27 protein-coding genes are annotated in these 25,038 nt (G+C 68.7%); 17 read left to right on the top strand and 10 right to left on the bottom strand.

Features of this window, described 5'->3' with window-relative positions; genetic code table 11:
* Positions 1-17: 17 nt before the first annotated feature.
* From ACIBG5_RS12580 to ACIBG5_RS12520, 13 genes are all read left to right on the top strand, one after another.
* Positions 18-797, top strand: coding sequence for a YndJ family protein (locus ACIBG5_RS12580; RefSeq protein WP_396391660.1), 780 nt, complete (start codon positions 18-20; stop codon positions 795-797).
* Positions 794-1,357: a DUF1990 family protein gene (locus tag ACIBG5_RS12575; protein WP_396391658.1), complete on the top strand. Its 564-nt coding sequence runs from the start codon at positions 794-796 to the stop codon at positions 1,355-1,357. Before ACIBG5_RS12580 ends, ACIBG5_RS12575 begins: the two co-directional genes overlap by 4 nt.
* Before the next feature lie 146 nt (positions 1,358-1,503).
* Positions 1,504-2,181: a uracil-DNA glycosylase gene (locus ACIBG5_RS12570; RefSeq protein ID WP_396391656.1), complete on the top strand. Its 678-nt coding sequence runs from the start codon at positions 1,504-1,506 to the stop codon at positions 2,179-2,181.
* 611 nt (positions 2,182-2,792) lie between these two features.
* Complete coding sequence (locus ACIBG5_RS12565; RefSeq protein WP_131352983.1) at positions 2,793-3,494, top strand: DUF969 domain-containing protein; 702 nt, start codon at positions 2,793-2,795, stop codon at positions 3,492-3,494.
* The gene (locus tag ACIBG5_RS12560) at positions 3,491-4,462 is read left to right on the top strand and encodes a DUF979 domain-containing protein (RefSeq protein ID WP_396391655.1); all 972 of its coding nucleotides are present in this window, start codon (positions 3,491-3,493) and stop codon (positions 4,460-4,462) included. The genes ACIBG5_RS12565 and ACIBG5_RS12560 overlap by 4 nt, the downstream gene beginning before the upstream one ends.
* Positions 4,463-4,472: 10 nt before the next feature.
* A complete protein-coding gene (locus tag ACIBG5_RS12555) occupies positions 4,473-5,450 on the top strand; it encodes a DUF2891 family protein (RefSeq protein ID WP_396391654.1) in 978 nt (325 codons plus the stop codon).
* Between the two features lie 458 nt (positions 5,451-5,908).
* Positions 5,909-7,108: an ROK family protein gene (locus ACIBG5_RS12550; RefSeq protein WP_396391653.1), complete on the top strand. Its 1,200-nt coding sequence runs from the start codon at positions 5,909-5,911 to the stop codon at positions 7,106-7,108.
* Entirely contained in the window at positions 7,105-7,260 is a 156-nt protein-coding gene (locus ACIBG5_RS12545; protein ID WP_396391652.1) for a hypothetical protein, read from the top strand. The genes ACIBG5_RS12550 and ACIBG5_RS12545 overlap by 4 nt, the downstream gene beginning before the upstream one ends.
* Positions 7,261-7,292: 32 nt before the next feature.
* Positions 7,293-7,823 (top strand): hypothetical protein, encoded by a 531-nt coding sequence (locus ACIBG5_RS12540; protein ID WP_360455030.1) that lies wholly within the window; start codon positions 7,293-7,295, stop codon positions 7,821-7,823.
* Positions 7,824-8,036: 213 nt separating this feature from the next.
* On the top strand, positions 8,037-9,470 hold the full coding sequence (locus ACIBG5_RS12535) for a GntP family permease (RefSeq protein ID WP_396391651.1): 1,434 nt from the start codon (positions 8,037-8,039) through the stop codon (positions 9,468-9,470).
* A gap of 27 nt (positions 9,471-9,497) precedes the next feature.
* Entirely contained in the window at positions 9,498-10,748 is a 1,251-nt protein-coding gene (locus ACIBG5_RS12530) for a CaiB/BaiF CoA transferase family protein (protein WP_396391650.1), read from the top strand.
* Positions 10,745-11,650 carry a hypothetical protein gene (locus tag ACIBG5_RS12525; RefSeq protein ID WP_396391649.1) on the top strand — a complete coding sequence of 302 codons (906 nt, stop codon included), beginning with the start codon at positions 10,745-10,747 and terminating at the stop codon, positions 11,648-11,650. Before ACIBG5_RS12530 ends, ACIBG5_RS12525 begins: the two co-directional genes overlap by 4 nt.
* A 76-nt stretch (positions 11,651-11,726) precedes the next feature.
* Positions 11,727-12,515, top strand: a complete 789-nt coding sequence (locus tag ACIBG5_RS12520) for an IclR family transcriptional regulator (protein ID WP_396391648.1) — start codon at positions 11,727-11,729, stop codon at positions 12,513-12,515.
* A gap of 57 nt (positions 12,516-12,572) precedes the next feature.
* On the opposite strand, the gene ACIBG5_RS12515 is transcribed toward ACIBG5_RS12520, so the two are convergent.
* A complete protein-coding gene (locus tag ACIBG5_RS12515) occupies positions 12,573-13,433 on the bottom strand; it encodes a hypothetical protein (protein WP_396391647.1) in 861 nt (286 codons plus the stop codon).
* Positions 13,434-13,667: 234 nt separating this feature from the next.
* Here ACIBG5_RS12515 and ACIBG5_RS12510 point away from each other — a divergent pair, with 234 nt between their 5' ends.
* Complete coding sequence (locus ACIBG5_RS12510; RefSeq protein ID WP_360455013.1) at positions 13,668-14,123, top strand: GNAT family N-acetyltransferase; 456 nt, start codon at positions 13,668-13,670, stop codon at positions 14,121-14,123.
* Between the two features lie 101 nt (positions 14,124-14,224).
* On the opposite strand, the gene ACIBG5_RS12505 is transcribed toward ACIBG5_RS12510, so the two are convergent.
* From ACIBG5_RS12505 to ACIBG5_RS12495, 3 genes are read right to left on the bottom strand one after another with little or no spacing between them, the layout of a single operon-like run.
* Positions 14,225-15,154: a neutral zinc metallopeptidase gene (locus tag ACIBG5_RS12505; protein ID WP_396391646.1), complete on the bottom strand. Its 930-nt coding sequence runs from the start codon at positions 15,152-15,154 to the stop codon at positions 14,225-14,227.
* The gene (locus ACIBG5_RS12500; RefSeq protein WP_396391645.1) at positions 15,154-16,464 is read right to left on the bottom strand and encodes a neutral zinc metallopeptidase; all 1,311 of its coding nucleotides are present in this window, start codon (positions 16,462-16,464) and stop codon (positions 15,154-15,156) included. Before ACIBG5_RS12500 ends, ACIBG5_RS12505 begins: the two co-directional genes overlap by 1 nt.
* Before the next feature lie 28 nt (positions 16,465-16,492).
* A complete protein-coding gene (locus tag ACIBG5_RS12495; RefSeq protein ID WP_396391644.1) occupies positions 16,493-17,680 on the bottom strand; it encodes a neutral zinc metallopeptidase in 1,188 nt (395 codons plus the stop codon).
* 205 nt (positions 17,681-17,885) lie between these two features.
* On the opposite strand from ACIBG5_RS12495, the gene ACIBG5_RS12490 reads away from it, so the two are divergent.
* From ACIBG5_RS12490 to ACIBG5_RS12480, 3 genes are all read left to right on the top strand, one after another.
* Entirely contained in the window at positions 17,886-18,653 is a 768-nt protein-coding gene (locus ACIBG5_RS12490) for an SDR family NAD(P)-dependent oxidoreductase (RefSeq protein ID WP_396391643.1), read from the top strand.
* Positions 18,654-18,887: 234 nt separating this feature from the next.
* A complete protein-coding gene (locus ACIBG5_RS12485) occupies positions 18,888-19,625 on the top strand; it encodes an SAM-dependent methyltransferase (protein ID WP_396391642.1) in 738 nt (245 codons plus the stop codon).
* 42 nt (positions 19,626-19,667) lie between these two features.
* Positions 19,668-20,090, top strand: a complete 423-nt coding sequence (locus ACIBG5_RS12480; RefSeq protein WP_396391641.1) for a hypothetical protein — start codon at positions 19,668-19,670, stop codon at positions 20,088-20,090.
* 75 nt (positions 20,091-20,165) lie between these two features.
* Here ACIBG5_RS12480 and ACIBG5_RS12475 read toward each other — a convergent pair whose 3' ends face one another.
* The 6 genes from ACIBG5_RS12475 to ACIBG5_RS12450 form a co-directional block, all read right to left on the bottom strand.
* On the bottom strand, positions 20,166-20,660 hold the full coding sequence (locus tag ACIBG5_RS12475) for a class E sortase (protein ID WP_396392039.1): 495 nt from the start codon (positions 20,658-20,660) through the stop codon (positions 20,166-20,168).
* 239 nt (positions 20,661-20,899) lie between these two features.
* The gene (locus ACIBG5_RS12470; RefSeq protein WP_396391640.1) at positions 20,900-21,427 is read right to left on the bottom strand and encodes an MOSC domain-containing protein; all 528 of its coding nucleotides are present in this window, start codon (positions 21,425-21,427) and stop codon (positions 20,900-20,902) included.
* A gap of 4 nt (positions 21,428-21,431) precedes the next feature.
* Positions 21,432-22,181 (bottom strand): phosphotransferase, encoded by a 750-nt coding sequence (locus tag ACIBG5_RS12465; RefSeq protein WP_396391639.1) that lies wholly within the window; start codon positions 22,179-22,181, stop codon positions 21,432-21,434.
* Entirely contained in the window at positions 22,178-23,188 is a 1,011-nt protein-coding gene (locus ACIBG5_RS12460) for a LacI family DNA-binding transcriptional regulator (protein WP_396391638.1), read from the bottom strand. Before ACIBG5_RS12460 ends, ACIBG5_RS12465 begins: the two co-directional genes overlap by 4 nt.
* A 21-nt stretch (positions 23,189-23,209) precedes the next feature.
* Positions 23,210-24,085: a carbohydrate ABC transporter permease gene (locus ACIBG5_RS12455; protein ID WP_131353005.1), complete on the bottom strand. Its 876-nt coding sequence runs from the start codon at positions 24,083-24,085 to the stop codon at positions 23,210-23,212.
* Positions 24,082-25,035, bottom strand: a complete 954-nt coding sequence (locus ACIBG5_RS12450) for a sugar ABC transporter permease (RefSeq protein ID WP_131353006.1) — start codon at positions 25,033-25,035, stop codon at positions 24,082-24,084. The genes ACIBG5_RS12455 and ACIBG5_RS12450 overlap by 4 nt, the downstream gene beginning before the upstream one ends.
* Positions 25,036-25,038 lie beyond the last annotated feature (3 nt).

The raw sequence follows: 25,038 nt of genomic DNA, 5'->3' as shown, positions 1-25,038 counted from the left end.
TCCTCGTCCATGCTGTCGTGAGCCTGGGCATGCTCGTCGTCGTACCGCTCGGTCTCACCCTTCTCCCAACGCGAACCACCAGCACCCGCTGGTGGTTCGCGTTCGCCATCCCTGGAGCACTCGCCCTCTGGCTCCCGCGCGGCCCCGTCTCGATCACCCTCGCGTCGATCTATCTCGCCGGCACGCTCGTGCTCATCACGCTGGCTGCCCGCCATCTCCTGCAGCACAAGGCGATCCGCCCTCGCGAGGTCGCGCTCTACACGGCGTTGGCGACGCCGTCCATCGCCGCTCTCGCGTTGGTCGCCGAACGCTCGTCGTACGAACTGTTCGGCTTCAGCCTGACCGTCCTCACCCTGACCGTCGCCCATTTCCACTTCGCTGGATTCGCGGCCGCGCTGATCGCCTACCTGGTCTCTGATCGTCCGGGCACGACAACCACCGCCGCCGCGGTCAGCGTCCCGCTCGGCACCGGGATCGTCCTGCTCGGCTTCTTCCTCGGCGACGCGGTGGAACTCGCGGGTGCCGCCGTACTGACCGCTGGGATGTGGTTGGTCGGGTGGAACCTCTGGCTTCGGTCACGGCAGGCCGGGCGAGCCACCGCCGCCCTTCTGATCGTCTCCGCGTCGGTCCTCGTGGTGACGATGGTGTTGGCGTTGACTTGGGCCGCGGGGCATGTGGTTGGTACGCCGTACCTACCGTTGGAGTGGATGGTTGCGACACACGGCCTGGCGAACGCGGTCGGGTTTGCGTTGTGCGGGGTACTGGCGTGGCGACGGCTGAGGGAAGGGGTTCGATGAGGCTGGAGGATCTGGCCGGGTTGCGGTTCAACTACGACGCGGTCGGTTCGACGCGGTATGACGAGACGCCGCAGGGATACCACCGGCTCGACTACCGGGAGCGGATCGGCGAGGGAGACGAGGTCTTCCGGCGTGCTGGTGAGGCGCTGCTGGGCTGGCGCATGCACCGTGCGGCGGGACTGCCGATGACGGCGACCGACACCCCGCCGGCCATCGGCACGAACAGCCTCGGCAGGCTCGGCGCCGGCATGCTCGTCGGCCGCCTCCGCACGCTGTCCCCGGTCGGCCTGCTCGGATTCCCCGTCCCGTGCCGCGTTGTCTGGACCGTCGACGAACCGGACCGCACCGGCTTCGCCTACGGCACGCTCGAAGGCCACCCGGCGTCCGGCGAGGAGTCCTTCGTCGTCACCCGCGACCCTGACGGCATCCACTTCACCGTCCGCGCCTACAGCCGCCCCGCCACCTGGTACAGCCGCCTAGGCGGGCCTGCCACCCGCAAGGCCCAACACCTCGCCGCCCGCCGCTACACCCAAACCCTCCGCCGCCTCGCCACCCGCTGACCAAAGCAAAGGCCCCGCAAGCTCATACCTTTGCGGGGCCGGGTCCTTTGTACCGTGGGGCGCAAGGCCGGGGGCTGACCAACACGCGAACAGGTGTCGACAACCCGAGGTGCGCGGGTGGGTGGGGTGCTGCGAAACTGTGGCGGGTGAGCCCGAAGACGTTGACGGATTTGGTGGCGCCGGACTGGGCGGAAGCGCTGGCGCCGGTGGAAGAGACGGTCGCACGGATGGGCGAGTTCCTCCGGGCGGAGATCGCGGCCGGGCGGCCGTACCTGCCGGCCGGGGAGAACGTGCTGCGCGCGTTCAAGAGTCCGCTGCAGCAGGTCAAAGTGCTGATCGTCGGCCAGGATCCGTATCCGACGCCCGGGCACCCGGTCGGGCTCAGCTTCTCGGTCGCGCCGGATGTCCGGCCGATCCCGCGCAGCCTGGCCAACATCTACCGCGAGCTGATGGCGGACGTCGGCGTACCGGCTCCGTCGAACGGCGACCTGACGCCCTGGGCCGAGCAGGGCGTGCTGATGCTCAACAGAGTGCTCACCGTGCAACCGGGCAAGTCCGGCGCGCACCGCGGCAAGGGGTGGGAGACCGTCACCGAGCAGGCCATCCACGCGCTGGTGAACCGCGGCGGTCCGCTCGTCGCGATCCTGTGGGGCCGCGACGCCCAGACCCTGAAGCCGATGCTCGGCAGCACGCCGTACGTCGAGAGCGCGCACCCGAGCCCGATGTCGGCCGATCGCGGCTTCTTCGGCTCCCGCCCGTTCAGCCGCGTCAACACCCTCCTGGTCGAGCAGGGCACCACCCCAATCGACTGGCGCCTCCCCTAAGATCGGTCAATTTCCCGTAAATCCACGCCTGCACCGACAGCATCCCGGCAACCTGGCCTGCCCGCACGACCACTCCCGTCTCGTGGGCTGACCCACCAGGCAATGGGTCGGCCAGCCGCACACGGATAGCCCACCCACGGCCTCGTGGGCTGACCCACCAGCCGGCGCCCCGACCAGCCGCCCGAGCCAGCACCAGTCCCCGTCTCGTGGGCTGACCCACCAGGCAATGGGTCGGCCAACCGCACACGGATAGCCCACCCACGGCCTCGTGGGCTGACCCACCAGCCGGCGCCCCGACCAGCCGCCCGAGCCAGCACCAGTCCCCGTCTCGTGGGCTGACCCACCAGGCAATGGGTCGGCCAACCGCACACGGATAGCCCACCCACGGTCTCGTGGGCTGACCCACCAGCCGGCGCCTCGACGCCGAGCTCGCCGCGAAGGCGGACGGCGTCGTGCCGGTCGCACGCCTGCGGGATCTGATCGTCGGCGGGTAATCGCTCTCCTCCGTCGAAACTTGTTTGAATGATGCATTGCAGGATCGTTCAACAATCTCTTAAGGTGGCCGGACTCGCGTCAATCGATGCAACACCGTTCCGTCCCCGGGAGGAACCATGTGGGTTCTGCTCGCCATCGCGGTGGTCGTCGTCGGGTTCGCCCTCCGGCTGAACTCGATGCTGGTCGTGACCGCGGCCGGCATCGTGGCCGGCCTGATCGGCGGCCTGTCACCGGTCAAGATCCTGAACGCCTTCGGCGACGGGTTCGCCGGCAGCCGGTCCGTCACCGTCTTCATCGTCACGCTGCCCGTGATCGGGCTGATCGAGCGCTACGGCCTGCAACACCAGGCCCGCAAGCTGATCGGCAAGCTGAAAGTCATGACCACCGGCCGGCTGCTGGCCGTCTACCTGCTGATCCGGCAGGGTACGGCGGCCCTCGGCCTGACCAGCATCGGTGGTCCCGCCCAGGCGGTCCGGCCGCTGATCCATCCGATGGCCGCCGGCGCCGCGGAGCGCCGCTACGGCTCGCTCTCGGAGCGGGTGCAGGAGAAGATCAAGGGCTTCGCCGCCAGCGCCGACACGGTCGGGCTGTTCTTCGGTGAGGACATCTTCGTCGCGATCGGCTCGATCCTGCTGATCACCGGCTTCGTCGACACGACGTACGGGCTGCACCTGGAGGCGATCGACATCGCGCTCTGGGCGATCCCGACCGGTATCTGCGCACTGCTCATCCACGGCGTGCGGCTGTTCCTGCTGGATCGCCAGCTGGACAAGCTCGCCGCCGAGGACCGCGCGAACGCGAAGGAGGTGGCGCAGTGATCAAGGTCGAGTGGTTCTACTGGCTCTGCGGCATCTTCTTCGTCCTGATCGCGGCGCAGGTGATCAACGACCGCAGCAACCCGAAGCGGATCGGCTCCGCGGCGTTCTGGGGCATCCTCGGTCTCTCGTTCGGCTACGGCACCTTCGTGGTGAACAAGCAGGCGCCGTCCTGGCTGCTCGGCATCGCGGTGATCGGACTGGCACTGCTGGCCGGAGCCGGCTTCCCCGGCCGGGGCAAGGAGCGCACCACCAGCCCGGAGGAGCGGATGCGCTTCGCCGACCGGTTCGGCAACAAGCTCTTCCTGCCGGCGCTGGTGATCCCGGTGGTCGCGGCGATCTTCGGCGCCTGGCTCGCCAAGGTGCATGTGGGTGACGGCAGGCTCCTGCTGCAGTCCGGCTCCGCCACCATCATCGGCCTCGGCGTCGCCTCGCTGCTCGCCCTCGCGGTCGGAATGGTGCTGCTGAAGCCCAAGTCCCCCGCGGTCCCGCTGCACGAGGGACGACGGCCGCTCGAGCACATCGGCTGGACCGCGATCCTGCCGCAGATGCTGGCCACGCTCGGCCTGCTCTTCAACGCCTCCGGCGTCGGCACGGCGGTCGGCCGAGTGACCGACCACCTGATCCCGAAGGGCTCGCTGATCGCGGCGGTGGCCCTGTACTGCATCGGGATGGCGGTCTTCACGATCATCATGGGCAACGCGTTCGCCGCGTTCCCGGTGATGACGGCCGCGGTCGGCTGGCCGCTGCTGGTGCAGCAGTTCGACGGTACGCCCGCGGTCGTGTTCGCGATCGGCATGCTGGCCGGCTTCTGCGGCACCCTGTGTACGCCGATGGCCGCCAACTTCAACCTGGTCCCGGCGGCACTGCTCGAGATGAAGGACCAGTACGGCCCGATCAAGGCCCAGGTCCCGACCGCGGTTCCCTTGCTGGCCTGCAACATCGTCCTGATGTACGTCTTCGCCTTCTAGAAGGAGCCCCATGAAGTACGCCGCCGCCTGGGCCGCCATCGCCTGTGAGGTGCTCGAAACCCCGTACCCGTACGGTTCCGCCCACGCGTCGGCGAGTCCGGACGACGTGGACGTGACACCGGACCGGTTGCATCCGGCGTTCCACGGCTCGTACGACTGGCACTCCAGTGCACACATGCAGTGGTCCCTGGTCCGGTTGCTCACGCTGGCACCGGACCAGGCCGGCCACCGCCCGATCGAGGTGCTCGACCACCGACTGACTCCGGAGGCGATCGCGACCGAGGCGGCGTACCTGCGGGATCACCCGTCGTACGAACGCCCGTACGGCTGGGCCTGGGCGGCGATGCTGGTCGCGGCCGCCAACAAGTTGCCCCAGGCAAAGAACTGGGCGGACGCCCTGACCCCGCTCGGCGACACGATCGCCGACCTCGTGCTCGGTTGGCTGCCACGCCAGGCCTATCCGGTCCGGCACGGCGTCCACCTGAACAGCGCGTTCGCACTCGCCTTGCTCCTCGAGGCGTACGACGACCTCGGCCGCGCCGATGTGGTCGACGCGATCCGCGCCCGCGCGCTCGAGTGGTTCGGCGCGGACACGGCGTACGACACGCGCTTCGAGCCGTCCGGCACCGACTTCCTGTCGCCGGCGCTGACCGAGGCGGAGTTGATGCGTCGCGTGCTGCCGGCCGACGAGTTCACCACCTGGCTGACTGCCTTCCTGCCCGGCCTCGGCGGCGACGCACATCAGCACCTGCTGGAGGTGCCGATCACCGACGACTCCGGCGACGGACAGCTCGCACACCTGTCCGGGTTGGCGTTGTCCCGCGCCTGGCAGCTCCGCACCATCGCACCCGCACTGCCTGACGTCGCTGAGGTGCTACGCCAAGGAGCAGACCGTCAGCTCGAGGCAGTCCTGCCGACCGTGACCGATGGCGACTTCATGTCGACGCACTGGCTCGTGTCGTTCGCCCTGCTGGCGAGTCAGGCGTAGGCACTCCAGCCCAGCTGCGCCACAGCTGGGCGTACGACCCACCGTCAGCCAGCAGCGACTCATGCGTACCGGACTCGACCACCCGTCCGTGGTCCAGTACGACGATCCGGTCCGCATGCTCGGCTTGCGTCAACCGGTGCGTCGATCAGCAGCAGCGACACCGAGGACACGATCAGCGCCGTACACGCGGCGCACGCGACCGACACGCCTCGCATGATCAGCGCAGCCTTCTCCGCATCGGAGGCCGCGATCGACAACAGCTCACCGGACCGAAGCCCAGCGCGTTGAGCCTCAACAGCTCCCCAGTCGACATAGTTAGGTAACTCTGACCGACCGGGAGTGATTGACACCTGTGCCGGTCCGCCGTACGGTCACGCGTTAATAGGAAACTTTCCTAACAGTCTTGGAGATCAGCGAGCCGACCACACGGGAGCGGCGGAGGGAGGCAGGGTTAGCTCATGGCAACGACACCCGGAACTCCCCGCCTGCTGCGGGCGATGAACGACCGCGCCGCCCTGGACCTGCTGCTGTCCCAGGGCCCGCTGTCCCGCACCACCCTCGGCAACCTCACCGGCCTGTCGAAGCCGACCGCGTCGCAGCTGCTCGCCCGGCTGGAAGCCGCCGGCCTGGTCCGCGCCAGTGGCACCAGCGCCGGCCGCCCGGGACCGAACGCCCAGCTGTACGAGATCAACGGCGGCATCGCGTACGTCGCCGGCCTCGACGTCACGCCGACCCGGATCCGCTCCGCGGTCGCCGACCTGACCGGCAAGGTGGTCGGAAGCTACGAGCTGCCCACCCCGGGCCGCAGCGCCAAAGGGACCGTCGAACGTGTGCTCAAGGCGATCGACGGCGCCGTCGGCGAAGCCGGGCTGACACGCGAGCGACTGCGCCGCGTCGCGATCGGTACGCCCGGTGGGTTCGACCCGACCACCGGCCGGCTCCGGTACGCGACCCACCTGCCCGGCTGGCATGCGCCGCACCTGCTCGACGAGCTGGCCGCCGCGATCGCCGTACCGCTGGAGGTCGAGAACGACGTCAACCTGGCCGCCATCGCCGAGCAGCAGATCGGGCACGCCCGGGACACCGGCAACTTCGTGCTGCTCTGGGGCGAGGAGGGCATCGGTGCGGCGGTCGTGATCAGCGGCCGGCTGCACCGCGGCGCGACCGGCGGCGCCGGCGAGGTCGCCTTCCTGCCGCTGCCCGGTACGCCGCTGGTCCGCAACGTCGGTCGCAACAACGCAGGTGGCTTCCAGGAGCTCGCCGGTGGCGAACCTGTACTGGAGCTGGCCCGCTCGCACGGCCTGAATGCGCGGACGGCTGAGGCAGCGATCGCAGCCGCGCTGCAGAGCGAGGGCGCCGGCGACGCAGTTCTGGCCGAGTTCGCCCACCGGCTCGCAGTCGGTCTGGCAGCGATCGTCGCGGTCGTCGACCCCGAGCTGATCGTCCTGGCAGGCGGTGTGATCACGGCCGGCGGCGAACGCTTGCGCGGCCTCGTGCAGGACGAGCTCGCGGATCTCGCCGTACCCCGGCCGCGCTTGCTGCTCACCGCGATCCACATCGACCCCGTACTCTCCGGCGCTCTGCAATCCGCCCTGAGCGTCACCCGCGACGAAGTGTTCGACACCGCAGGTCCACCCATCCCGCAGGAGCCCGGATGAAACTCACAGTCGTAGGCGGCGGATCCACCTACACGCCCGAACTCGTCGACGGTTTCGCCCGGCTGACTGACTCGCTGCCGGTCACCGAGCTGGTCCTGGTCGACCCGGACGCCGACCGGCTCGAGCTGGTCGGCGGACCTCCGGCCGCTTGAACGTCTCTTGATTGAGGTGTAATCATGATTACATGAGTACACAGACAGAGAGTGAACGGGTGAGGGGCTGGCTGACCGGACGGCTGCCGGCCGAGTGGTTCGAGGGTGAGCCGGAACTGAGTATCGACCGGGACGAGATCCTGATCGTCGGGCGGATCGCGGCGCCCGAGCAGAGTGACGACGTGAGCGCGGCCGAGCGGTCGGCCGCCGAAGAGGGCCGGATCAAGCAGTACCGGGAGGACACCCGGGAGCGCCGGATCGAGATCGCCCGCGAGCTGGAGCACGCGACCCGCCGCAAGGTCGCCTGGGGTGTGCGGTGCGGCGAGACCCGGACGGTCTTCACGTCCCTGTCCGCGCCGGTGATGACCCGGCTCCGCCAGCCCGAGCGCCAGGTCCTCGACACTCTCGTCGACGCCGGCGTGGCCCGCTCCCGCAGCGACGCCCTCGGCTGGTGCGTCAAACTCGTCGCCCAGCACAGCGAATCCTGGCTCGCCGACCTGCGCGACGCCATGACCAAGGTGGAGGACGTCCGCCGCGCGGGCCCCGACGCCGCGACCGACTGAGTACTCGGAGCAGCAGCTACAGCTTGAGATCTTGATCACCCGTCGCCACGGCGGCCGCACCCTCTGGGAGCGGCCGCCGTTGTCGTTGTGCGGAGATTCCGGGGAACGTGCCAGGTTCAACCTCTTGCCTACTTCGTGGGTCTATGTTCACATTGTGAGCCAGAAGATGCCCGCACTGTCCCCGCGATCCCCGTTCGAAGGACTTCTGCCCCCATGACTTCTGACGTCGGAGTACTGATCAACACCGCGGTGGCGATCCTCGCCATCGTGGTCCTCATCGTCCGGTTCCGGGTCAACCCGGTGATCTCGCTCGTGGTCGGGTCGCTCTATCTCGGCCTGGTCAGCAAGCTCGGGCTGGACAAGACGGTCGAGACCATCACCAAGGGCTTCGGCGACATCATGGCCGAGGTCGGCCTGCTGATCGCCTTCGGTGTCCTGATGGGCTCGATCCTGCAGGAGCTCGGCGCGATCGAGCGTCTGGTCAAGCACCTGCTCCAACTGTTCGGCCCGAAACGGCTGCCGTACTCGATGGCGCTCACCATCGCGACGCTGCTGCAGTCGATCTACCTCGACGTTCTGCTGGTGATCTCGGCTCCGCTGGCCCGCTCCGCGGCGAAGCGGATCGGCCCGCTGGGCAACGCCCGGATGGCGACCGCGCTGGCGATCGGCCTGGAGTGCGGCATCGTCCTGATGGTCCCCGGCGTCGGCGCGCTGGCGCTGTCCGCCCTGTTGCACGTCCCGCTCGGGAAGATGCTGGTCTGGGGTCTGGTGCTGATCATCCCGACCGTGCTGATAGCGATCACGATCATGACGTTCCTGTTCCGCCGCGGCTTCTGGAACCAGGCCGTGGACGAGCAGCGGGCCGTCGCCGGCGAGGCCGTCGCGATCGACGAGGACGTGAAGGAGACCGTCACCGTCGGCGGGGGCAGCGGTTCGACGGACGTCCGTCGTACCGGCTCGGCGGGCGGCACTGGTGATGTCGCCGACGTGGACGAGACCGGCCAGCCGCCGCTGTTCGTGCTGTTCGTCCCGCTGCTGTCGGCCTTGGTGCTGATCGGTTTCGGCGCGATCGCCGAGGCCGCCGACTGGGAGAACAAGGTCGTCGCGCTGATCTCAGACCCGGTCGTCGCGTTGCTGGTCGGCCTGGTCGGCACCTGCCTGATCGGCCGGTACGCGATGGGACAGCCGCGGGTCGAGAAGGCGATCGCCCGCGGGTTCAAGGAGAGCGGCCAGATTCTGACCCTGACCGCAGTCGGCGGTTCGCTCGCGGCAGTGGTCGCGGCCGGCGGCCTCGGCGACATCCTGCGTGGCTACTTCAGTGCGAACACCGTCGCCCCGCTCCTGGTGGTCTGGGTGATGGCGGCCGCGCTGCACGTCGCGGTCGGCTCGGTCACCATCTCCGCGATCACCGCGGCCGGCATCCTCGCCCCGATCGCCCCGGCACTCGGCCTCGGCCCGGTGCTGATCGCACTGGCCGCCGGCGCAGGTTCGCTGTTCGCGGTGCATGTCACCAGCAACACCTTCTGGCTGCTGCAGGCACTGATGGGCCAGACCACCCGCGGCACGTTGAAGAGCTGCACGATCGGGGTGTCGGTCGCCTCGGTGGTCGCCATCCTCCTGCTGATGCCGATCAGCCTGCTGTTCTGACCCACCAACCCTTGGAGAAGCACTGCTATGACCACGAGCGAGTCGCCGGCGCCACTGGCCGGAGTCCGGGTCCTGGAGCTGGGCAACTACATCGCCGCCCCGACGGCCGGACGCCTGCTGGCGGACTTCGGCGCCGAGGTGATCAAGGTCGAACGGCCCGGCACCGGTGACGAACTGCGCAACTGGCGGTTGTACGCCGGGACCACGTCGCTGCTCTTCCGCACGATCAACCGCAACAAGCAGTCGATCGAGCTGGATCTGCGCAGCGAGTTCGGCCGCCGGACGGTGCTCGATCTGGTCCGGCACTGCGACGTCGTACTGGAGAACTTCCGGCCGGGCACGCTCGAGGCCTGGGGCCTTGGCCCCGAGGTGCTGAGCGCGGCGAACCCCGAGCTGGTGCTGACCCGGATCTCCGCCTTCGGGCAGACCGGGCCGATGTCGGACCGGCCGGGCTTCGCGGCGGTCGCCGAGGCGCACGGCGGTTTCCGGGAACTGGTCGGTCACCCGGACCGGCCGCCGGCCCGGGTCGGCATCTCCATCGGCGACTCCATCGCCGGCCTGTACGCCGGCTTCGGCTCGGTGATGGCGCTCTTCCAGCGCGACGTCCGGCGTACGGCGGGACTGCCGCCGGCGCCGCTGACCGAGCGGGTGATCGACGTGGCGCTGAACGAGTCGATGCTGTCGATGATGGAGTCGCTGATCCCCGACTACGAGGCGTACGACGTACTGCGGGAGCGGATCGGCGGCCGGATGGAAGGCATCGCACCGTCGAACGCGTACCTGTGCCAGGACGGCGACAGCATCATCGTGGCCGGCAACGGCGACCGGATCTTCCAGCGATTGATGGAACTGATCGGTCGTGCCGATCTCGCCAATGACCCCGACCTGCGGTCGAACGCCGGGCGATGGGCCCGGCGGGACGAGTTGGACGAGGCCATCGGTGCGTGGACGGGCGGACGGTCGGCGGCGAGCGCGATCGAGGAGCTCGAGCAGGCCGGGGTTCCGTGCGGACCGATCTACACCGCGCGGGAGATCAGCCAGGACGAGCAGTACGCCGCGCGGGCGATGATCCAGCGGTTCGACGTCTCCAACGGGGCGGAGGTACTGAAGGATGTCGGGTTCCCGGGTGTGGTCCCGGTGATCGGCAAGCAATCGCTGCCGATCCGCAGCCTCGGGCCCGACCTGGGCGAGCACACCGAACAGGTGCTCGGCGGGCTGCTCGGCCTGACCGCGGCCGACATCCGGCGCGGCACCCAGGACCTGGAGGAGGCGTCATGACCGTCGTACTGCGCGATGTGACACTGCGGGACGGTCTGCAGCTCACCGGCAAACCGTTGCCCGTGGCCCGGAAGGTCGAGATCGTCAGATCCCTGCTGGCGTTGGGGGTTCCGGCCCTCGAGATCGGGTCGATGGCACGGCCGGATCTGGTGCCGGCGATGGACGGCACGCTCGACGTGATCCGCGAGTTGACGCCCGCGGAGCTGGAGAAGTGCTGGATCTGGGTCGCGACGCCGCGTCACGTGGCGCGGGCGGCCGAGGCAGGCGCGCGGAACTTCCAGTACTGCCTGTCGGCGTCGGACAAGCACAACCAGGCGAACCTCGGTCGCTCGACCGCTGACAGCCTGGCTGCATTGCCGGAGGCATTGGCGCTGGCGGCCGATGTCTCGGGCGAGGTCCAGCTGTGTATCGCGACCGCCTTCACCTGCCCGTTCGAGGGTGAGGTCCCGCCCGGCCGGGTGCTGGACATCGTCCTCGATCCGCGCACCGACGGAACCAGCGACGTCGTACTCTGCGACACGCTCGGCCAGGCGATCCCGGAACAGGTCCACCACCTCGTCGGCCGGACGGCCGCCGTCGACGACCGGCCGATCGTGTATCACGGCCACGACACCTGGGGACTCGGCGTGGCGAACAGCCTGGCCGCGATCGATGCCGGCGCGACCGTCGTGGACGGATCGCTCGGGGGGCTGGGTGGCTGCCCGTTCGCGCCCGGCGCGGCGGGCAACACGGCGACCGAGGACCTGGTGTTCGCGCTGCGGCCGGACTGGCTGACCCCCGCGAAGTTCGGCGAGCTGGTTCGGCTGGCGGGCGGGCTGCTGGCCGAGCTCGGCGAGCCGAACCGTTCCCGCGCCGGCCAGGGCGCACAGGCCAGTACGACGTCCTTTCCCTGGGCGTCGTGATCCGGAGTACTGAGCGAGGCATCGAGGGATGATCGGCGACAGATCGCTGCGACGACAGGTCGCATACCCTGACTCCATGGCGACTGCGGATCCGGTGGGTGGGAACGGTCAGCCCCTTTTGGTGCTGGGCAAGATCGGCGAGATCCTCGATGCGTTCTCGCTCGACCGGCCGTCGTTGACCCTCAGCGAGATCCGCGACGCCACCGGGTTCCCGACCTCCACCGTGCAGCGGCTCGTCACCAACATGGTCGCGCTCGGGTTCCTCGACCGGCAGGGCGACCAGCTGCGGGTCGGCGTGAAGATGGCGTACTGGGCGGCGCCGGCGGTGAAGGGGGTCGACGTACTGGACCTGATCGTGCCGCTGCTCCGGCAACTGCGCGACGCCACCGGCGAGACGGCCGCGTTCTTCCGGGCCGAGCAGGGGCACCGGGTCTGCGTGGCGCTGGCGGAGACGAACCATGCGCTGCGCCGGGAGATGCACGTCGGCAAGATCATGCCGTTGCACGCGGGGTCGGCCAGCCGTGTCCTGCTGGCCTGGGACGACGAACTGGCGAAGTCGGTGCTGGCGCAACCGCTCGGATCGATCACCGACAGCACGATCACCAGCGCGGACGAGCTCGCCGCGGTGATCAAGGAGACCCGTGCCGACGGCTACGCGATCACCATCGGCGAGCGCGAACAAGGCGCCTCCGGCCTCTCCACCCCCGTCTTCAAGGCGAACGGCGAACTGGCCGGCTGCCTCACCATCAGCGGCCCCACCATCCGCATGCCCCTGGACCGCTGCCTCGACTGGCTCGACCTCCTGGTCGAATCCGCCGAACACGCCACCCGCCTCCTAGGCGGCCGCTTCCCCACCACCATCTAAAACACACACGCAACCCCGCGTGCCTCCGCGCGGAGCGCGGAGGCACGCGGGTGTTGATCAGGGTTGGCCGCCGCCTTGCCAGTTGCCGTTGGACGGGGTGGAGCCGTTGGACCAGCCGCCGTTCTGCGGGGCACCGTGAGTGGCTGGGTGCTGTTCACCCGGCTGGGGTTGGTAGCCGTGCTGGGGTTGGTAGCCGGGCTGGGGCTCGTAACCAGCATCAGCCGGGTAGGCCGTCGTACCGTTCGAGCCGGTCGCCGACTTCTTGATCATGTCTCGGTCGAACAGGTTGCTGAGCGCGCGGCCGGCCATCTCGCGACCCCCGAGGCCGAAAGCGAGGCCGAGGGCGAGCGCCGCACCCGCGAGCACGATCAGCAGCGTGTTGCCGGTCAGCTGGACCGCGATCCCGAGCTGGGTCAGCGCGGCGAACGCGGCGTACACGAGGATCGCGTACTTGCCCACCTTGGCGAGCATCTCGTTGCCGGTGGCACCCCGGATGATCGCGGCGAGGAAGTTCGCGAACAGCGCCGCCAGGCAGATGATCACGATCGCGGCGAAGATCCGTGGGATGTAGCCGAGCATGTCGCTCATGAAGTTCGAGATCTCCGGTACGCCGAGCGCGGAGGCGAACATCGTGAAGCTGATCAGGAACACGAACCAGAACACGACCTTGCCCAGCATCGCCGAAGCGGTCAGCCCCGTGCCGGACCGCTGCAGCACACCGGACACACCGGCCCGCTCCATCCACTGGTCGAACCCGACCCGCCCGAGCAGCTTGCCGACGAGCTTCCCGAGCACCTTGGCGACGAAATAGCCGATCACCAGGATGACGAGACCGCCGAGCAGGTTCGGGACGAACGAGAGAAGCTTGCTGAAGGCATCTTCGAACGGCTGTGTGAAGTCGATCGCTAACGCGGACATCGGACCAACCTTTCCGGAACTGGGCCCGCATCCGCTGCCGCGCACACCGCACACGACCCCGGCACGGGCGGATGCAGTGGTGTCCAGTATCACTCGTACCCTTCGTTGCGCAGGGCAAACGGATGACACCGGCGTGTGACGGCGAAAGGTCCTTGCATAAGGCAAGCACCGTTTCGGAACTACGGTCGTTACCCCGGCTGCTGAACCGATTCAGCGATTTGAGATGCTGCCGGTATGAACGATGTGGTGATCCGCCGCGCCACCAGCGCCGACGTTGCCGGGATCGTCGCGATGATCGCCGACGACCAGCTCGGCGCGACCCGCGAGTCGGTCGACGACCTGACGCCGTACCTGGACGCGTTCGAGCGCATCGACACCGACCCGAACCAGCTGCTGATGGTTGCTGAACGCAACGACGAGCTGGTCGGCACGCTGCAGCTCACGATCATCCCCGGCCTGTCCCGCCGAGGTTCCTCCCGCGGCCTGATCGAAGCCGTCCGCGTCGCCGCCCCCGCCCGCGGCTCCGGCCTCGGTACGACGCTCATCCAATGGGCCATCGAAGAATCCCGGACCCGAGGCTGCACCCTGGTCCAACTGACCTCCGACAAGTCCCGGACCGCCGCCCACCGCTTCTACGACCGCCTCGGCTTCCTCAACACCCATGAAGGTTTCAAACTCAAGCTCACTTGATCTTCGCCCACGGGGCAGCTGTGGGGGATCGCTTCCCGGTCACCGCCGAAGCTGGAGGACCGCCACGTTCGCGAGTACCGCGGCTTTCGCCGTACTGGACATCAGCTGACTCGCTTGGCGGGTGCGACGAAGGTGTTGCAGGAGGAGGGGTTCGTGGAGTCGAAGGCGCGCAGGCTCCAGTAGCCGTGGTTCTTGCGGGAGCCGTGGTCGCGGACCTTGTCCGGGGCGTACTCGTCGCCGGTGTGAGTGACCTGGTCCTCCCACATCTCCAACCGCCAGCCGGTCAGACGGAAAGGCCTTCGGTTCGCGCCGAGGAAGGCCGCGCCGAAGCAACTCGCCTGCAGTTCCAGCCTGCGCTCGTCCTCGAGCCGAACCGCCTTGGACGCTTGCGCATGGCCTGTCCAGTACGTCGTGAGGATCCCGACGGACGTCTGCAGATGATGACCGAACTCGTGCGCCAGCATGGTCTGGAAGTCCACCAGGTCCCAGGTTGCGTCACCGGAGCCGACGAACTCGCCCCACTCGAAGCAGATCGTCCGCGCAGACGGCTCGTAGTACGCATCGGTGTCTGTCGGACCGTCGTCGCAGGCCGCACTCGCCGACTTCGCCCCGACCTTGTACGCGACGACGACCGGACGATCGAAGTAGACGTCCGCGCGGGCTACGACCGGTGCCCAGGCCCGGTACATGCAGTCGACCATGACGCGGGCATACGCCAGAAGCGCGGTCTTGGACTTCGGCGCCGATCCGGGCACCTTGCAGGACACCGCCGGAACCTTGCCCGCCGTGTAGAGCTTGTTCTTGAGGGTCATCGACATCATGTCGATCGAGAGCGTGCTCGACGGTGTCGTCTTCTGCGTCACCGGCGGCGTCGGCCGCGGCGATGCGCCGGCACCTGGTGGCGCGGTCGCGGTGGCTGCCGTCGCCGGGGCCGCGACAGTCGTCACCGTCGATCGCGCAGCGGTTCCGGCAACCAGAGCCACCACCACCACGAGAACCGCCAGCCCGACGGTCCTCACAACCCCACGCACTAGCTCACCTTGCTAGCGGGCGCGGAGAAGGTGTTGCAGGAGGCAGGGCTGGCGGACTTGAAGGCCGGCTGGCCCCAGACCCAGTGGTTCTTGCGGGAGCCGTGGTCGCGGATCTTCTTCGGGTTGTACTCGTCGCCGCTGTGCTGGGTCTCGTACTCCCAGACCTCCAGCTTGGTGCCCTTCAGCCCGAGCGGCTTCTTGTTCGCGCCGAGGAACGCCGCGCCCAGGCAACCCGCCTGGAGTTCGGTACGGCGGCTCCACTCGAGTTCCTCGGCCTTGGTCTTCGCCCAGCCCTCGCGTGACGACGCCGCGGTCAGCATCTCCGTCATGTTCTGAACGTGGTGCCCGTACTCGTGCGCCATCGTGTCCAGCATCCACACGCGGGCGCCGAGCGCGTCGCTGCGGTAGTTCTTCAGATCGTTCTTCCAGCTGATGTTGATGCTCTCGTCGTACGGGCAGTAGTAGGCGACGTTCTCCTCGCCGGAGCACGACGACGCCACGATCGTGCCGCTCTGCAGCACGACCTTGGGCGCGCGGAACTCGTACCCGGCCTTCTTGATCACCGGGGCCCACGCCTGGTTCAAGCACGGCAGGAGGGCCCTGTAGTACTTGAGGATCGCGGATTGGGAGTTCGGCTTGATCGCGGGCTCTTTGCAGGCGACCGAGGCGACCTTGCCGGCCTTGTAGATCTCGTTCTTCTGGAGGCGGACGAGGTCCGGGACGACCGGGGCGGTAACGGTGACGGTGGGGTCCGCGGGGACCGGGAGCGGCGGCTCGGTGTTCTTGACCGAGGGGCGGGCCAGCGGGTTGGCGACGGGGTTGTCGTAGGAGTCGATGAGTTTGAAGCCGCCGATCGTCGCGCCCGTGAGCATGATGACGACGAGGACGGAGAGGGTGACGATGATCGCCTTGGAATAGTGCCGCGGGGGTTTGACCAGCGGCGCGTCGGCGGAGAACTGGGCGCCGGTACGGGACGCCGGTGAGTGCCAGCCGACCGGACGCGATCCGCCGGGGCGACGGGTGCCGGTCAGCGGGGTGAGCGGAGCGCCGGCGAGCGGCGCCGGCGGAGGTGCGCCGTAATCGCCGGCCGCGTCAGGATCCGTCGGGAGCGGCTGTGCCGTCCGGCGCGCAGCCGGGTTGACGGTGCCGTGGAGCTCGCGAGCCTTGCCGAGACTGCCCGGCAGCTGGCGGCTCAGAGTGAGGGGACGCAGGCCCGCGCGGCTGCCGTCTGGCAGGACGTCACCGGCGCCGCCGGGCATGAAGTGCCCCGGCTCGGGCGCGCCGGCACCGTCAGGGTGCTCCTCAGGCATCGCTCATCCCCCTCGTTCGTCCGTACCGTCAACTGACCTTCGCGGATGATGCCACGAAAGTGTTGCAGGTGCCCGGGTTGGTGCTCGCGAACCCCTGGTTCATCCAGAGCGCCAGGCTCTTGCCGGAGCCGTTGTTCCGGACCTTGTCCTCGGCGTGCTCGTCACCGCCGTGCTGGATCAGCAGGGTCCATTGCCGCAGCAGCTCGCCGCGCAGCGGGAAGCTGGCCTTGGCCGCGCCGAAGAAGACCGCCGAGAAACAGCTCGCCTGCAGCGCCGCCCGCCGGTCCTGTTCCAGCTGGCCTGCCTTGTTCGCCGCGGTGTCCCGCAGGTTGCCGGACGCTTCGAAGATGCCGACCAGGTTCTGCAGGTGGGCGCCGTACACGAAGCCCATCGACTCGGCCATCTGGACCCGGGCCAACGCCTTGTTCTTCGGGTACTCGTCCATCAGGTCCTGCCACGGCATCGTCACGCTGCCGCCCTGGTCGTCCTGGCAGTACGACGAGACGTCCTTCTGGAAGCCGCACGCCGTCTCGTCGCCCTCGTCGAACACGATCAGCCGCGGCGACCGGAACTCGAACCCGGCCTTGGTCACGATCGGCTTCCACGCCTTGTCCATGCAGGCGATCAGGGCCTGGTAGTAGGAGTAGACGTTCTCCTTCGAGGTCGGCCGGTACGCCGGCTCCTGGCACTTCACCGCCGGCAGCTTCCCGGCCGTGTAGAACGGGTTCTGCCTGACCACCTCGGCATCCGGCTTCGGCTTGCCGGCCGGCACGGCCGCGCCGTTGCTCGGCCGGACCGACGGCGTGCCCATCGGGTTGGCGACCAGGTCGTCGTACGACGAGAGCAGTTGCGTGGCGAGCGCGATGCCGCCACCGGTGATCAGGAGGCCGACGACCACGATGGCCGCGACCGTGATCTTGGATCGCTTCTTCGGGACGAACGGGATCGGCTCGGGGTGGAAGACCGCCTGGTACGCCGCGGCCGCCGGGTCGTCGGGCGGCGGTGGGCCGAGCCGGCTGCCGGTCAGGGTCGTACGCTTCGACTCGATCCGTGACCCGCGCAGAACCGGCGCCGCGTCCGGAGCGTCCCCGCTCAGCCGCGGCGTCGGCGCGGCCAGCGGGGTAGACCCACGCTGCGGTTCCCCGTCGGCCGGGCTGTTGTGCCCCTCGCCGCCGGGCAGAAAATGGCCAGGCCTAGGCGCTGGCTTGTCCGCCATGCTTCCCCGCTTCTCCCCAGTACCGGACTCCGCCGGTCCCACCCACTCGTCAGAAACGGCCGGGACACCCCCTGTCCCAGACCGACGAGCGATATTAAGCGCTGGACGAACGTCGCGGGAACCGGCCTGCAGCTTTTGACACCGTTTCGCGACCCGGTCCTGCCGGGAGACTTACTCCGGGTAACCATGAACAGAGGAGCAGCGCATGAACGTCCTGGACACCTTTGCCCTAACGGGCAAGCGGGCCTTGATCACCGGCGGGAACCGCGGTCTCGGGCGGGCCTTCGCGCTCGCCTTGGCCGAGGCCGGCGCCGACGTCGCGATCGCCGCCCGGGACGCCGAGCGGAACACCGCGGTCGCCGGCGAGATCGAGGCCCGCGGCCGGCGCGGTCTCGCCATCCAGGCCGACATCACAGCTCCGGACGACGTACGGCGCCTGGTCGCCGACGTGACCGCGGAACTCGGCGGGATCGACATCCTGGTCAACAACGCCGGAATCGCGATCCACCGCCCGGCCCTCGACATACCGCCGGAGGAGTGGCAGCAGGTCATCGACCTCAACCTGACCGCGCTGTGGAACTGCAGTACGGCGGTCGCCCCCGGCATGATCGAGGCCGGCGGTGGCGTGATCGTCAACGTCGGCAGCATGTCCGCCGGGATCGTGAACCGTCCGCAGTGGCAGGCGTCGTACAACGCGTCGAAGGCCGCCGTACACCACCTGACCCGCAGCCTGGCCGCCGAGTGGGCACCCCATGGCATCCGCGTCAACGCGCTGGCCCCCGGTTACGTGAAGACCGACATGTCCCCCGTCGACCAGCCCGAGTTCCGCCAGAACTGGATCCTGGACGCCCCGCTCCAGCGCTACGCCACCCCCGAGGAGATCGCTCCGTCCGTCGTCTACCTCGCCAGCCCCGCGTCCTCCTTCATGACCGGCAGCGTCCTCTTGATCGATGGCGGATATTCCGTCTTCTGACGCGATGCGACTCTCGAAGGGGGAGACGGCATCCCGATCGAGGTTCTTCCGGGCTCGTGCCGAAGTGTGATTGGTGCAGTACGACAGGAGGTGTCCGGCGATCGAGTCGGGAGACGCGGTGGGCTCAGGCGGGGAGCGGCGGGCAGTGGGCGTATACGTCCTGTCGATCTGCACCCAGGCAAGCGACGCGGAAACCCGTTTGCGGTGCGGGGGTGGGGTTGTTTGGGTGGGGGAATGGTGGAACTGCGCAGGGATGGGTATCCGCGGTCGAACAAGTACGACGCTGACTGGGTGCTGGGTGGGGACATGGGCCCGCATCCCTTGTGGTTGCTGGAAGATCTCGCGCGGGACCTCGACCTGCGGCCGGGGATGCGGGTGCTGGACCTCGGGTCCGGGAAGGGCACGACCTCGGTGTTCCTGGCGAAGGAGTACGGCGTTGAGGTGTGGGCCGCGGACCTGTGGATCGACCCGAGCGACGCGGCCGCGAACATCGCGTCGCAGGGCGTCGACGGCGTGGTGACCCTGAAGGCCGAGGCGCATACCCTGCCGTTCGCGCGGGAGTTCTTCGACGCGATCGTGTGCGTCGACGCGTACGAGTACTTCGGCACCGCGGACACCTACCTCGCCTACCTCACCAGCTTCCTCAAGCCGGGCGGCCAGCTCGGCGTCGCCACCCCCGCGCTGCGCGCGGAGATCCGCGACCTCGGCTTCATCCCCGACCACATCAAGAAGGTCGTCGGCGGGGAGGCGCTCGCCTGGCACACCGCGGACTGGTGGCGGTTCCAGTGGGAGATCACCGACCTCGTCGAGGTCACCGCCGCACGGCTGCAGGAGTCCGGCTGGGACGACTGGCTCACCTGGTCCCGCGCGGTCTCGGCGTACCGGGGTGAGCGGGAGGGCACCCTCGACATGGTCGAGTCCGACCAGGGCGAGTACCTGACCTTCGCGATCCTCGCCGCCCGCAAATCCTGAACCCGGCTCGCTCGTCGGCCAGACGTAGGGGATGCTGGGGGCATGAGTTGGGCTGTCTACGCGATGCGAGGGCCAGGAGGCGTACGTCGCCTCGACGACATTCCCGACGGCTATGAGCCACCATCGGTCGGTACGTCGGCCGACGTGGTGGCCATTGTCCGTGAGCTGGTGCCCGACGTGGACGCGAGCAAACCGTCCTGGCTGGCGCTGCGAAGTCCGGAGTACGACGTCGAGATGACGATCGGCAAGGGTGTCGAGGTCCGCGACATCACGTTCTACCTGAACGACGGTCCGCGCTCGATCCCGCTCGTGATGGAGATCAGCCACCGTCTCGGCGTCACGCCGTACGACACCGAGTCGGGCAACTTCCTCACCGAGGAGTCCCGGCCGCCGGTCCCGCCGCCGATGACGGCCGACGAGATCAAGATGAACAAGCCGAAGTGGTGGAAGTTCGGCCGCAGCTGACACCCCGTGGTGCACCGGCCGGTTTCCGCGCGGGTTAGCCGACCACGCTGATCCAAGACCTGCTCGGCCGGTTGATCACGCCTCGTGGGTGGCGACGAGGGTGCCGATCTTGTTGATCCGGTGCTCGGGGTTGCCGAGGTCGTCGGACCAGAAGTTGCCGGCGGCGTGGTCCTCCGGGGTGGCGCAGGTGGAGATCGTGATCATCGCCTGCGTCGGCGTCACGCCCGGGCGTCCCGGTACGGCGGCGTTCTGCTGAGCCTTCTCGGCCGGCTTCCGGAACGAGATCGTCATCGTCCGGTTCACCACGTAGTCGTACACGGTCCCGCCCACGGTGATCAGGATGTGGTCCCCGTTCACCATCTCCGGCACCTGCCCCAACGGCCGCCCGTGGCTGGTCCGATGCCCGGTGATGATGAAGTTCCCGATCTGTCCCGGTCCCACTCCACCCGCCGGGCCGCGCGGACTGGCCGCGACGCCCCGGTCCTGGATGCGCGTCCCGGCTCGATCGTCCGCCGTCCCCGGGTAGGCCACCACCCGCAACCCGCGTACCCCGACCGCCGGAATCGCCATACTCACCGGCCCGGACACCGTGGGTTTGGGGGTCGGCTTCCGTGTCGGCGTTTCGGCGGGGCTGCTGGGCGCGGTGGTGGGCGGCGCGGAGGTCCGTGCGGTGGATCGCGTGGGGGCGGGCGACGAGTCGGCGGTGGGCGCCACATCACTGCACCCAACCAGCCCCACCACCAGAACCAGCCCTACCGCCAGCCTCACCCTCCGACGGTAAGCGACTCCACCGAAAACCGCCCGAAAGTTCAGTCCAGCAGCGTGAGCGTGGCCGACCCGAGACGGAGAGTGCCGTCGCTCAGCGGGGTGGTGCGGACGCCGCCGTGCCCCCGGAGAGCTTTCATGGCGCCAGGCGCCAGTACGACGTCCATCCACGCGCACGGATTGGCGGGCCGATAAGCCTGGAAATCCACCGCGCCGGACCCCGAGTCGAGGCTGAACCGACGACCCGGACTGCCAGGGTGCGAGGCCAGCGTGTCGATCGGGAACCCGCGCAAGACAATGTTGCGACGCATGAGATGCGGGTCCGGCGGTGTCGCGAGATCGAGCGCGCGGGCCAGCTCGTCCAGGGACGCTGCGTCCACAAAGGTCACCGCCGCGTTCCGGTGCACCTTTTGGCCGAAGTACCGGTCCCCCACGATGCCGAGCCCCGCACGCACCTCGACCTCGGACCGGCCCACCGACTCGGGATCCGGCTGCGGACCGTCCTGCGGCCGGCCCTCGAACGCATGCATCCGCGAGACCACGAGCGCGACGATCTCGACCGGAATGCCCACCCGATCAACAGTACGGCCCGTCAGCCCAGGTCAGCGGATCGAGCAGCCGGTGGAAGTCCAGGCGGCGCTGGTCGGGGTGGGGGAGGCCGTATGAGGTGAGGAACGGGGCGGGGTCGGTCGACCACTCGTCGTGGATCTGGATGGTGGCGAGCGCCAGATCGAGGTACCGGTCGGTGATCCCGAGGCGGCCGAGGTCGATCAGCCCGGTGACCTCCAGCGTCGACGGGTCGAAGAGCACGTTCGGCAGGCAGAGGTCGCCATGGCAGACGACCAGCTCCTGGACCGATTCGATATAGGGGCTCTCGGCAACAACCCGCTCGAGCAGCTCTGCCGGCTCGAGCTTCCGCCACTCGTCGGTGAGGAACGCCGGATTCACCGCACCCCGCCGTACGACGTCCTCCGCGAGCGCCACCACCGACGCGAGCGGACGCTCGAACGGGCAGCCGGTCAGCGAATGCAGCTCCCGCAACACCCGCCCGAGACTGGCCATCGCGCGCACCCGGTCCTCAACAGCCAGCGAGTCCCCCGGGACGCCCGGCACCGCTGTCGTCATCAGGCACGCACTGTCCGCCGACTCGACCCAGTCCACGACCGTCGCGCCGGGAATCGCCGTTCCCGCGAGCCACTCGACCCGGTCCCGCTCATCTCGCAGAGCCCGCACCCCGTCCGCCCCGCAGCGCTTGGCGAACACGTCGCCCCGGCGGAACACGTCAGCGCCGGACTCCCCGATCGTCACCCGTTCCCAGCCCTTCAACCAGGAACCACCTTCGACGAGTCGCGGACGATGAGCTGCCACGGAAAGTCGAACACCTCGCCAGGTGCGCCTTCACGGTCGGTCAGCCGCCCGACGATGATCCGGGCCAGCGCCCCGTTGAACCCCACCGGCCCGACGGTCGACAACGACGGATCCAGATGCTCACCCTCCGGCGTGTTGCCGACACCGACCACGGCCAGATCCCGAGGTACGTCGATCCGGAGCCGATGCGCCGCGCGGACGACGGCGATCGCGGCGAAGTCCGTCGTGCAGTAGATCGCCGTCGGGCGGTCCGGCTTGCTCAGCAGGGCCATCGCGGCGCGGTAGGCGCCCTCCGGGTGCCGTTCGAAGATCGCGATGTCGTCCTCGCGGATCGGTTTGCCGGCCGACCGCAGCGAGTTCAGGTACGCGTCGAAGCGGGCGAAGCCCGAGGTCCGCGAGGTGAGCGCACCGACCCGGTCGTGGTGTTCCAGCAGGTGCTCGACGGCCAAATGGCAGCGCGGCTCGGCGCCGGACCGGATCACGTCGAAACCGCGCGGCTCGAGCGTCTCGCTGAACGCCACGATCTGCACACCCTGCGCCGCGAACGCCTCCAGTTCGGCGATCTGCTCGGGGTCCGCGCTGACGCTGTCGATGAAGATCACGTCCGGCGTCCGGTTCGAGAGCACGGTCCGCCAGTCGCCGTCGGCGACGATCAGCGCGGTCTTCCCGTACGGGCCGACCGCCGTACTGACCGTGGCCGCGACCGCCTGCGACCACGGGTCGGCGAGCACGCTCAGCGAGAGCAGGACCAGGTCCGACTTGCCGGTGCGGATCGCGCGGGCCGCGTCGTTGCGCCGGTAACCGAGGCGGGTCGCGGCCTCCCGGACCCGGTCGGCGGTCGAGTCCTTGATGGTGTGGCTGCGATGCCGCCCGGACAACACGTAGGACACGGTCGCGACCGAGACACCCGCTTCTTTCGCGACCATCCGCAGCGTCGGCCGGTCCTGCGTGCGCCCCATCGCCATGCGGTCGATTCTCGCAGACCGTCAGCCTTTGACGGCTCCGGTGATGACGCCCTTGGTGAAGTGTCGCTGCAGGAACGGGTACAGCAGCACGATCGGCACCAGTGCGACCACCACCACGGCCATCTGCAGCGACTGCGGCTGCGGCAGCGGTTCCACCCCGAGTTGGTCCGCCGACAGCGACTTGCCCTGCAGTACGTACGTCCGCAGGATCACCTGAACCGGCCATTTCGAGGTGTCGTTGAGGTACAGCAGCGCGTTGAAGAAGGCGTTCCAGAAGCCGACCGCGTAGAACAGCCCGACCACCGCGATCACCGCCTTCGACAGCGGCATCACGATCCGGCGCAGGATGGTGAAGTCGCTCGCGCCGTCGATCCGCGCGCTCTCCAGCAGTTCGCCCGGCACATTCATGAAGAAGGTACGCAGGACAACGAAGTTGAACGCGCCGAGCGCACCGGGCAGGATCAGCGACCACAGGCTGTCCAGCAGCCCGAGTTGCTTCACCACCAGGAACATCGGGATGATCCCGGGCGCGAACAGCAACGTGAACAACACCATCAGCAGCACCGGCCGTCCGAACAGCACCGGCCGGGATGTCGCGTAGGCCAAGGCGATCGTGACCGCGACGGCGATCGCCGTACCGACGACCGTGACGAAAACGCTGACCAGGATCGCTCGTCCCATCAGCCCGCCGCTGAACAAGGTCTGGTACGCCTTGATCGTCGGATGTGACGGCCACAGGACGTACCCGCCGGCGTCGATGATGTCCTGATCGCTGGCCAGCGACGTGGAGATCACCACCAGGATCGGAATCACGATCACCAGCGCGAATCCACCCAGGACGAGGGCCTTGATCGCCTGGTAGCCCGGCGACGGATTCTCTTTCCACACAGGTCTCATGAGCGCCTCTGGAAGATCCCCGGCTCACCGAGCCGATGAGCGAGCGAGTTCGCGCCCCACAGAAGCAGCGCGCCGACCACACCCTTGGCCAGACCGGCCGCGGCTCCACTGCTCCAGTCGCCGCCGACGACACCCGCGTAGTACGTGAAGGTGTCGAGTACTTCGGCCGCACCCGGGCCGACGGAATCGCGTTGCAGGATGAACTGCTCGAAGCCGACGCTCAGGATGTCGCCGATCCGCAGGATCAGCAGCAGCACAATGACGGTCCGCAGCGAGGGCAGTGTGATGTGCCAGAGCCGGCGCCAGCGGCCGGCCCCGTCGGCCGCGGCCGCCTCGTACAGCGAGACGTCCACGGTGGTCAGCGCGGCCAGGAAGATGATCATCGCCCAGCCTGCGTCCTTCCAGATCAGCTGTGCGACCACCAGCAGCGGGAAGGTGTCCGGGTTGGTCATGAACGGGATCGGATCCAGCCCGGCCTGCCGGAGCAGGTTGTTCAGGAACCCCGCCCCACCCAGCGACTGCTGGAACAACGTCACGACCAGCACCCAGGACAGGAAGTGCGGCAGGTAGGCGATGGTCTGGAACCAGCGCCGGACCCGGTTGCTGACCAGCGAGTCCACGATCAGCGCCAGCCCGATCGGCACCGGGAAGAACAACAGCAACTGCACCGCGGCCAGCACCAAGGTGTTACGCAGCGCGTCCCAGAAGTCCGGGTTGTCGTAGAGATTGACGAAGTTCTGCAGCCCGTTCCACTCGCTGTGCATGATGCCGAGGTACGGCTGGAAGTCCTGGAACGCGACCACGTTGCCGAGCACCGGCAGGTAGAAGAACACCAGCAGGAACACGACCCCCGGGATCATCAGCAGCACCATCTGCCAGTCCCGGCGCCATTTCACCGCGAACGGCAGACCGCTCTTGACCCGCGTCGTCGAGGAGGCTCGCTTCAGCATCAC

This window comes from Kribbella sp. NPDC050241 (assembly GCF_044459685.1).
GTDB lineage: Bacteria > Actinomycetota > Actinomycetes > Propionibacteriales > Kribbellaceae > Kribbella.
The sequence above is the reverse complement of the archived record's forward strand: the minus strand, read 5'-3'. Positions and strand labels throughout refer to the sequence as shown.

What these genes read in the sequence shown, in the direction of transcription:
- ACIBG5_RS12575 (WP_396391658.1), top strand. Translation starts at nt 794, where the DNA reads ATGAGGCTGGAGGATCTGGCCGGGTTGCGGTTCAACTACGACGCGGTC.
- ACIBG5_RS12565 (WP_131352983.1), top strand. Translation starts at nt 2,793, where the DNA reads ATGTGGGTTCTGCTCGCCATCGCGGTGGTCGTCGTCGGGTTCGCCCTC.
- ACIBG5_RS12555 (WP_396391654.1), top strand. Translation starts at nt 4,473, where the DNA reads ATGAAGTACGCCGCCGCCTGGGCCGCCATCGCCTGTGAGGTGCTCGAA.
- ACIBG5_RS12550 (WP_396391653.1), top strand. Translation starts at nt 5,909, where the DNA reads ATGGCAACGACACCCGGAACTCCCCGCCTGCTGCGGGCGATGAACGAC.
- ACIBG5_RS12545 (WP_396391652.1), top strand. Translation starts at nt 7,105, where the DNA reads ATGAAACTCACAGTCGTAGGCGGCGGATCCACCTACACGCCCGAACTC.
- ACIBG5_RS12540 (WP_360455030.1), top strand. Translation starts at nt 7,293, where the DNA reads ATGAGTACACAGACAGAGAGTGAACGGGTGAGGGGCTGGCTGACCGGA.
- ACIBG5_RS12535 (WP_396391651.1), top strand. Translation starts at nt 8,037, where the DNA reads ATGACTTCTGACGTCGGAGTACTGATCAACACCGCGGTGGCGATCCTC.
- ACIBG5_RS12530 (WP_396391650.1), top strand. Translation starts at nt 9,498, where the DNA reads ATGACCACGAGCGAGTCGCCGGCGCCACTGGCCGGAGTCCGGGTCCTG.
- ACIBG5_RS12525 (WP_396391649.1), top strand. Translation starts at nt 10,745, where the DNA reads ATGACCGTCGTACTGCGCGATGTGACACTGCGGGACGGTCTGCAGCTC.
- ACIBG5_RS12520 (WP_396391648.1), top strand. Translation starts at nt 11,727, where the DNA reads ATGGCGACTGCGGATCCGGTGGGTGGGAACGGTCAGCCCCTTTTGGTG.
- ACIBG5_RS12515 (WP_396391647.1), bottom strand. Translation starts at nt 13,433, where the DNA reads ATGTCCGCGTTAGCGATCGACTTCACACAGCCGTTCGAAGATGCCTTC.
- ACIBG5_RS12510 (WP_360455013.1), top strand. Translation starts at nt 13,668, where the DNA reads ATGAACGATGTGGTGATCCGCCGCGCCACCAGCGCCGACGTTGCCGGG.
- ACIBG5_RS12500 (WP_396391645.1), bottom strand. Translation starts at nt 16,464, where the DNA reads ATGCCTGAGGAGCACCCTGACGGTGCCGGCGCGCCCGAGCCGGGGCAC.
- ACIBG5_RS12495 (WP_396391644.1), bottom strand. Translation starts at nt 17,680, where the DNA reads ATGGCGGACAAGCCAGCGCCTAGGCCTGGCCATTTTCTGCCCGGCGGC.
- ACIBG5_RS12490 (WP_396391643.1), top strand. Translation starts at nt 17,886, where the DNA reads ATGAACGTCCTGGACACCTTTGCCCTAACGGGCAAGCGGGCCTTGATC.
- ACIBG5_RS12485 (WP_396391642.1), top strand. Translation starts at nt 18,888, where the DNA reads ATGGTGGAACTGCGCAGGGATGGGTATCCGCGGTCGAACAAGTACGAC.
- ACIBG5_RS12480 (WP_396391641.1), top strand. Translation starts at nt 19,668, where the DNA reads ATGAGTTGGGCTGTCTACGCGATGCGAGGGCCAGGAGGCGTACGTCGC.
- ACIBG5_RS12475 (WP_396392039.1), bottom strand. Translation starts at nt 20,660, where the DNA reads ATGGCGATTCCGGCGGTCGGGGTACGCGGGTTGCGGGTGGTGGCCTAC.
- ACIBG5_RS12460 (WP_396391638.1), bottom strand. Translation starts at nt 23,188, where the DNA reads ATGGCGATGGGGCGCACGCAGGACCGGCCGACGCTGCGGATGGTCGCG.
- ACIBG5_RS12455 (WP_131353005.1), bottom strand. Translation starts at nt 24,085, where the DNA reads ATGAGACCTGTGTGGAAAGAGAATCCGTCGCCGGGCTACCAGGCGATC.
- ACIBG5_RS12450 (WP_131353006.1), bottom strand. Translation starts at nt 25,035, where the DNA reads ATGCTGAAGCGAGCCTCCTCGACGACGCGGGTCAAGAGCGGTCTGCCG.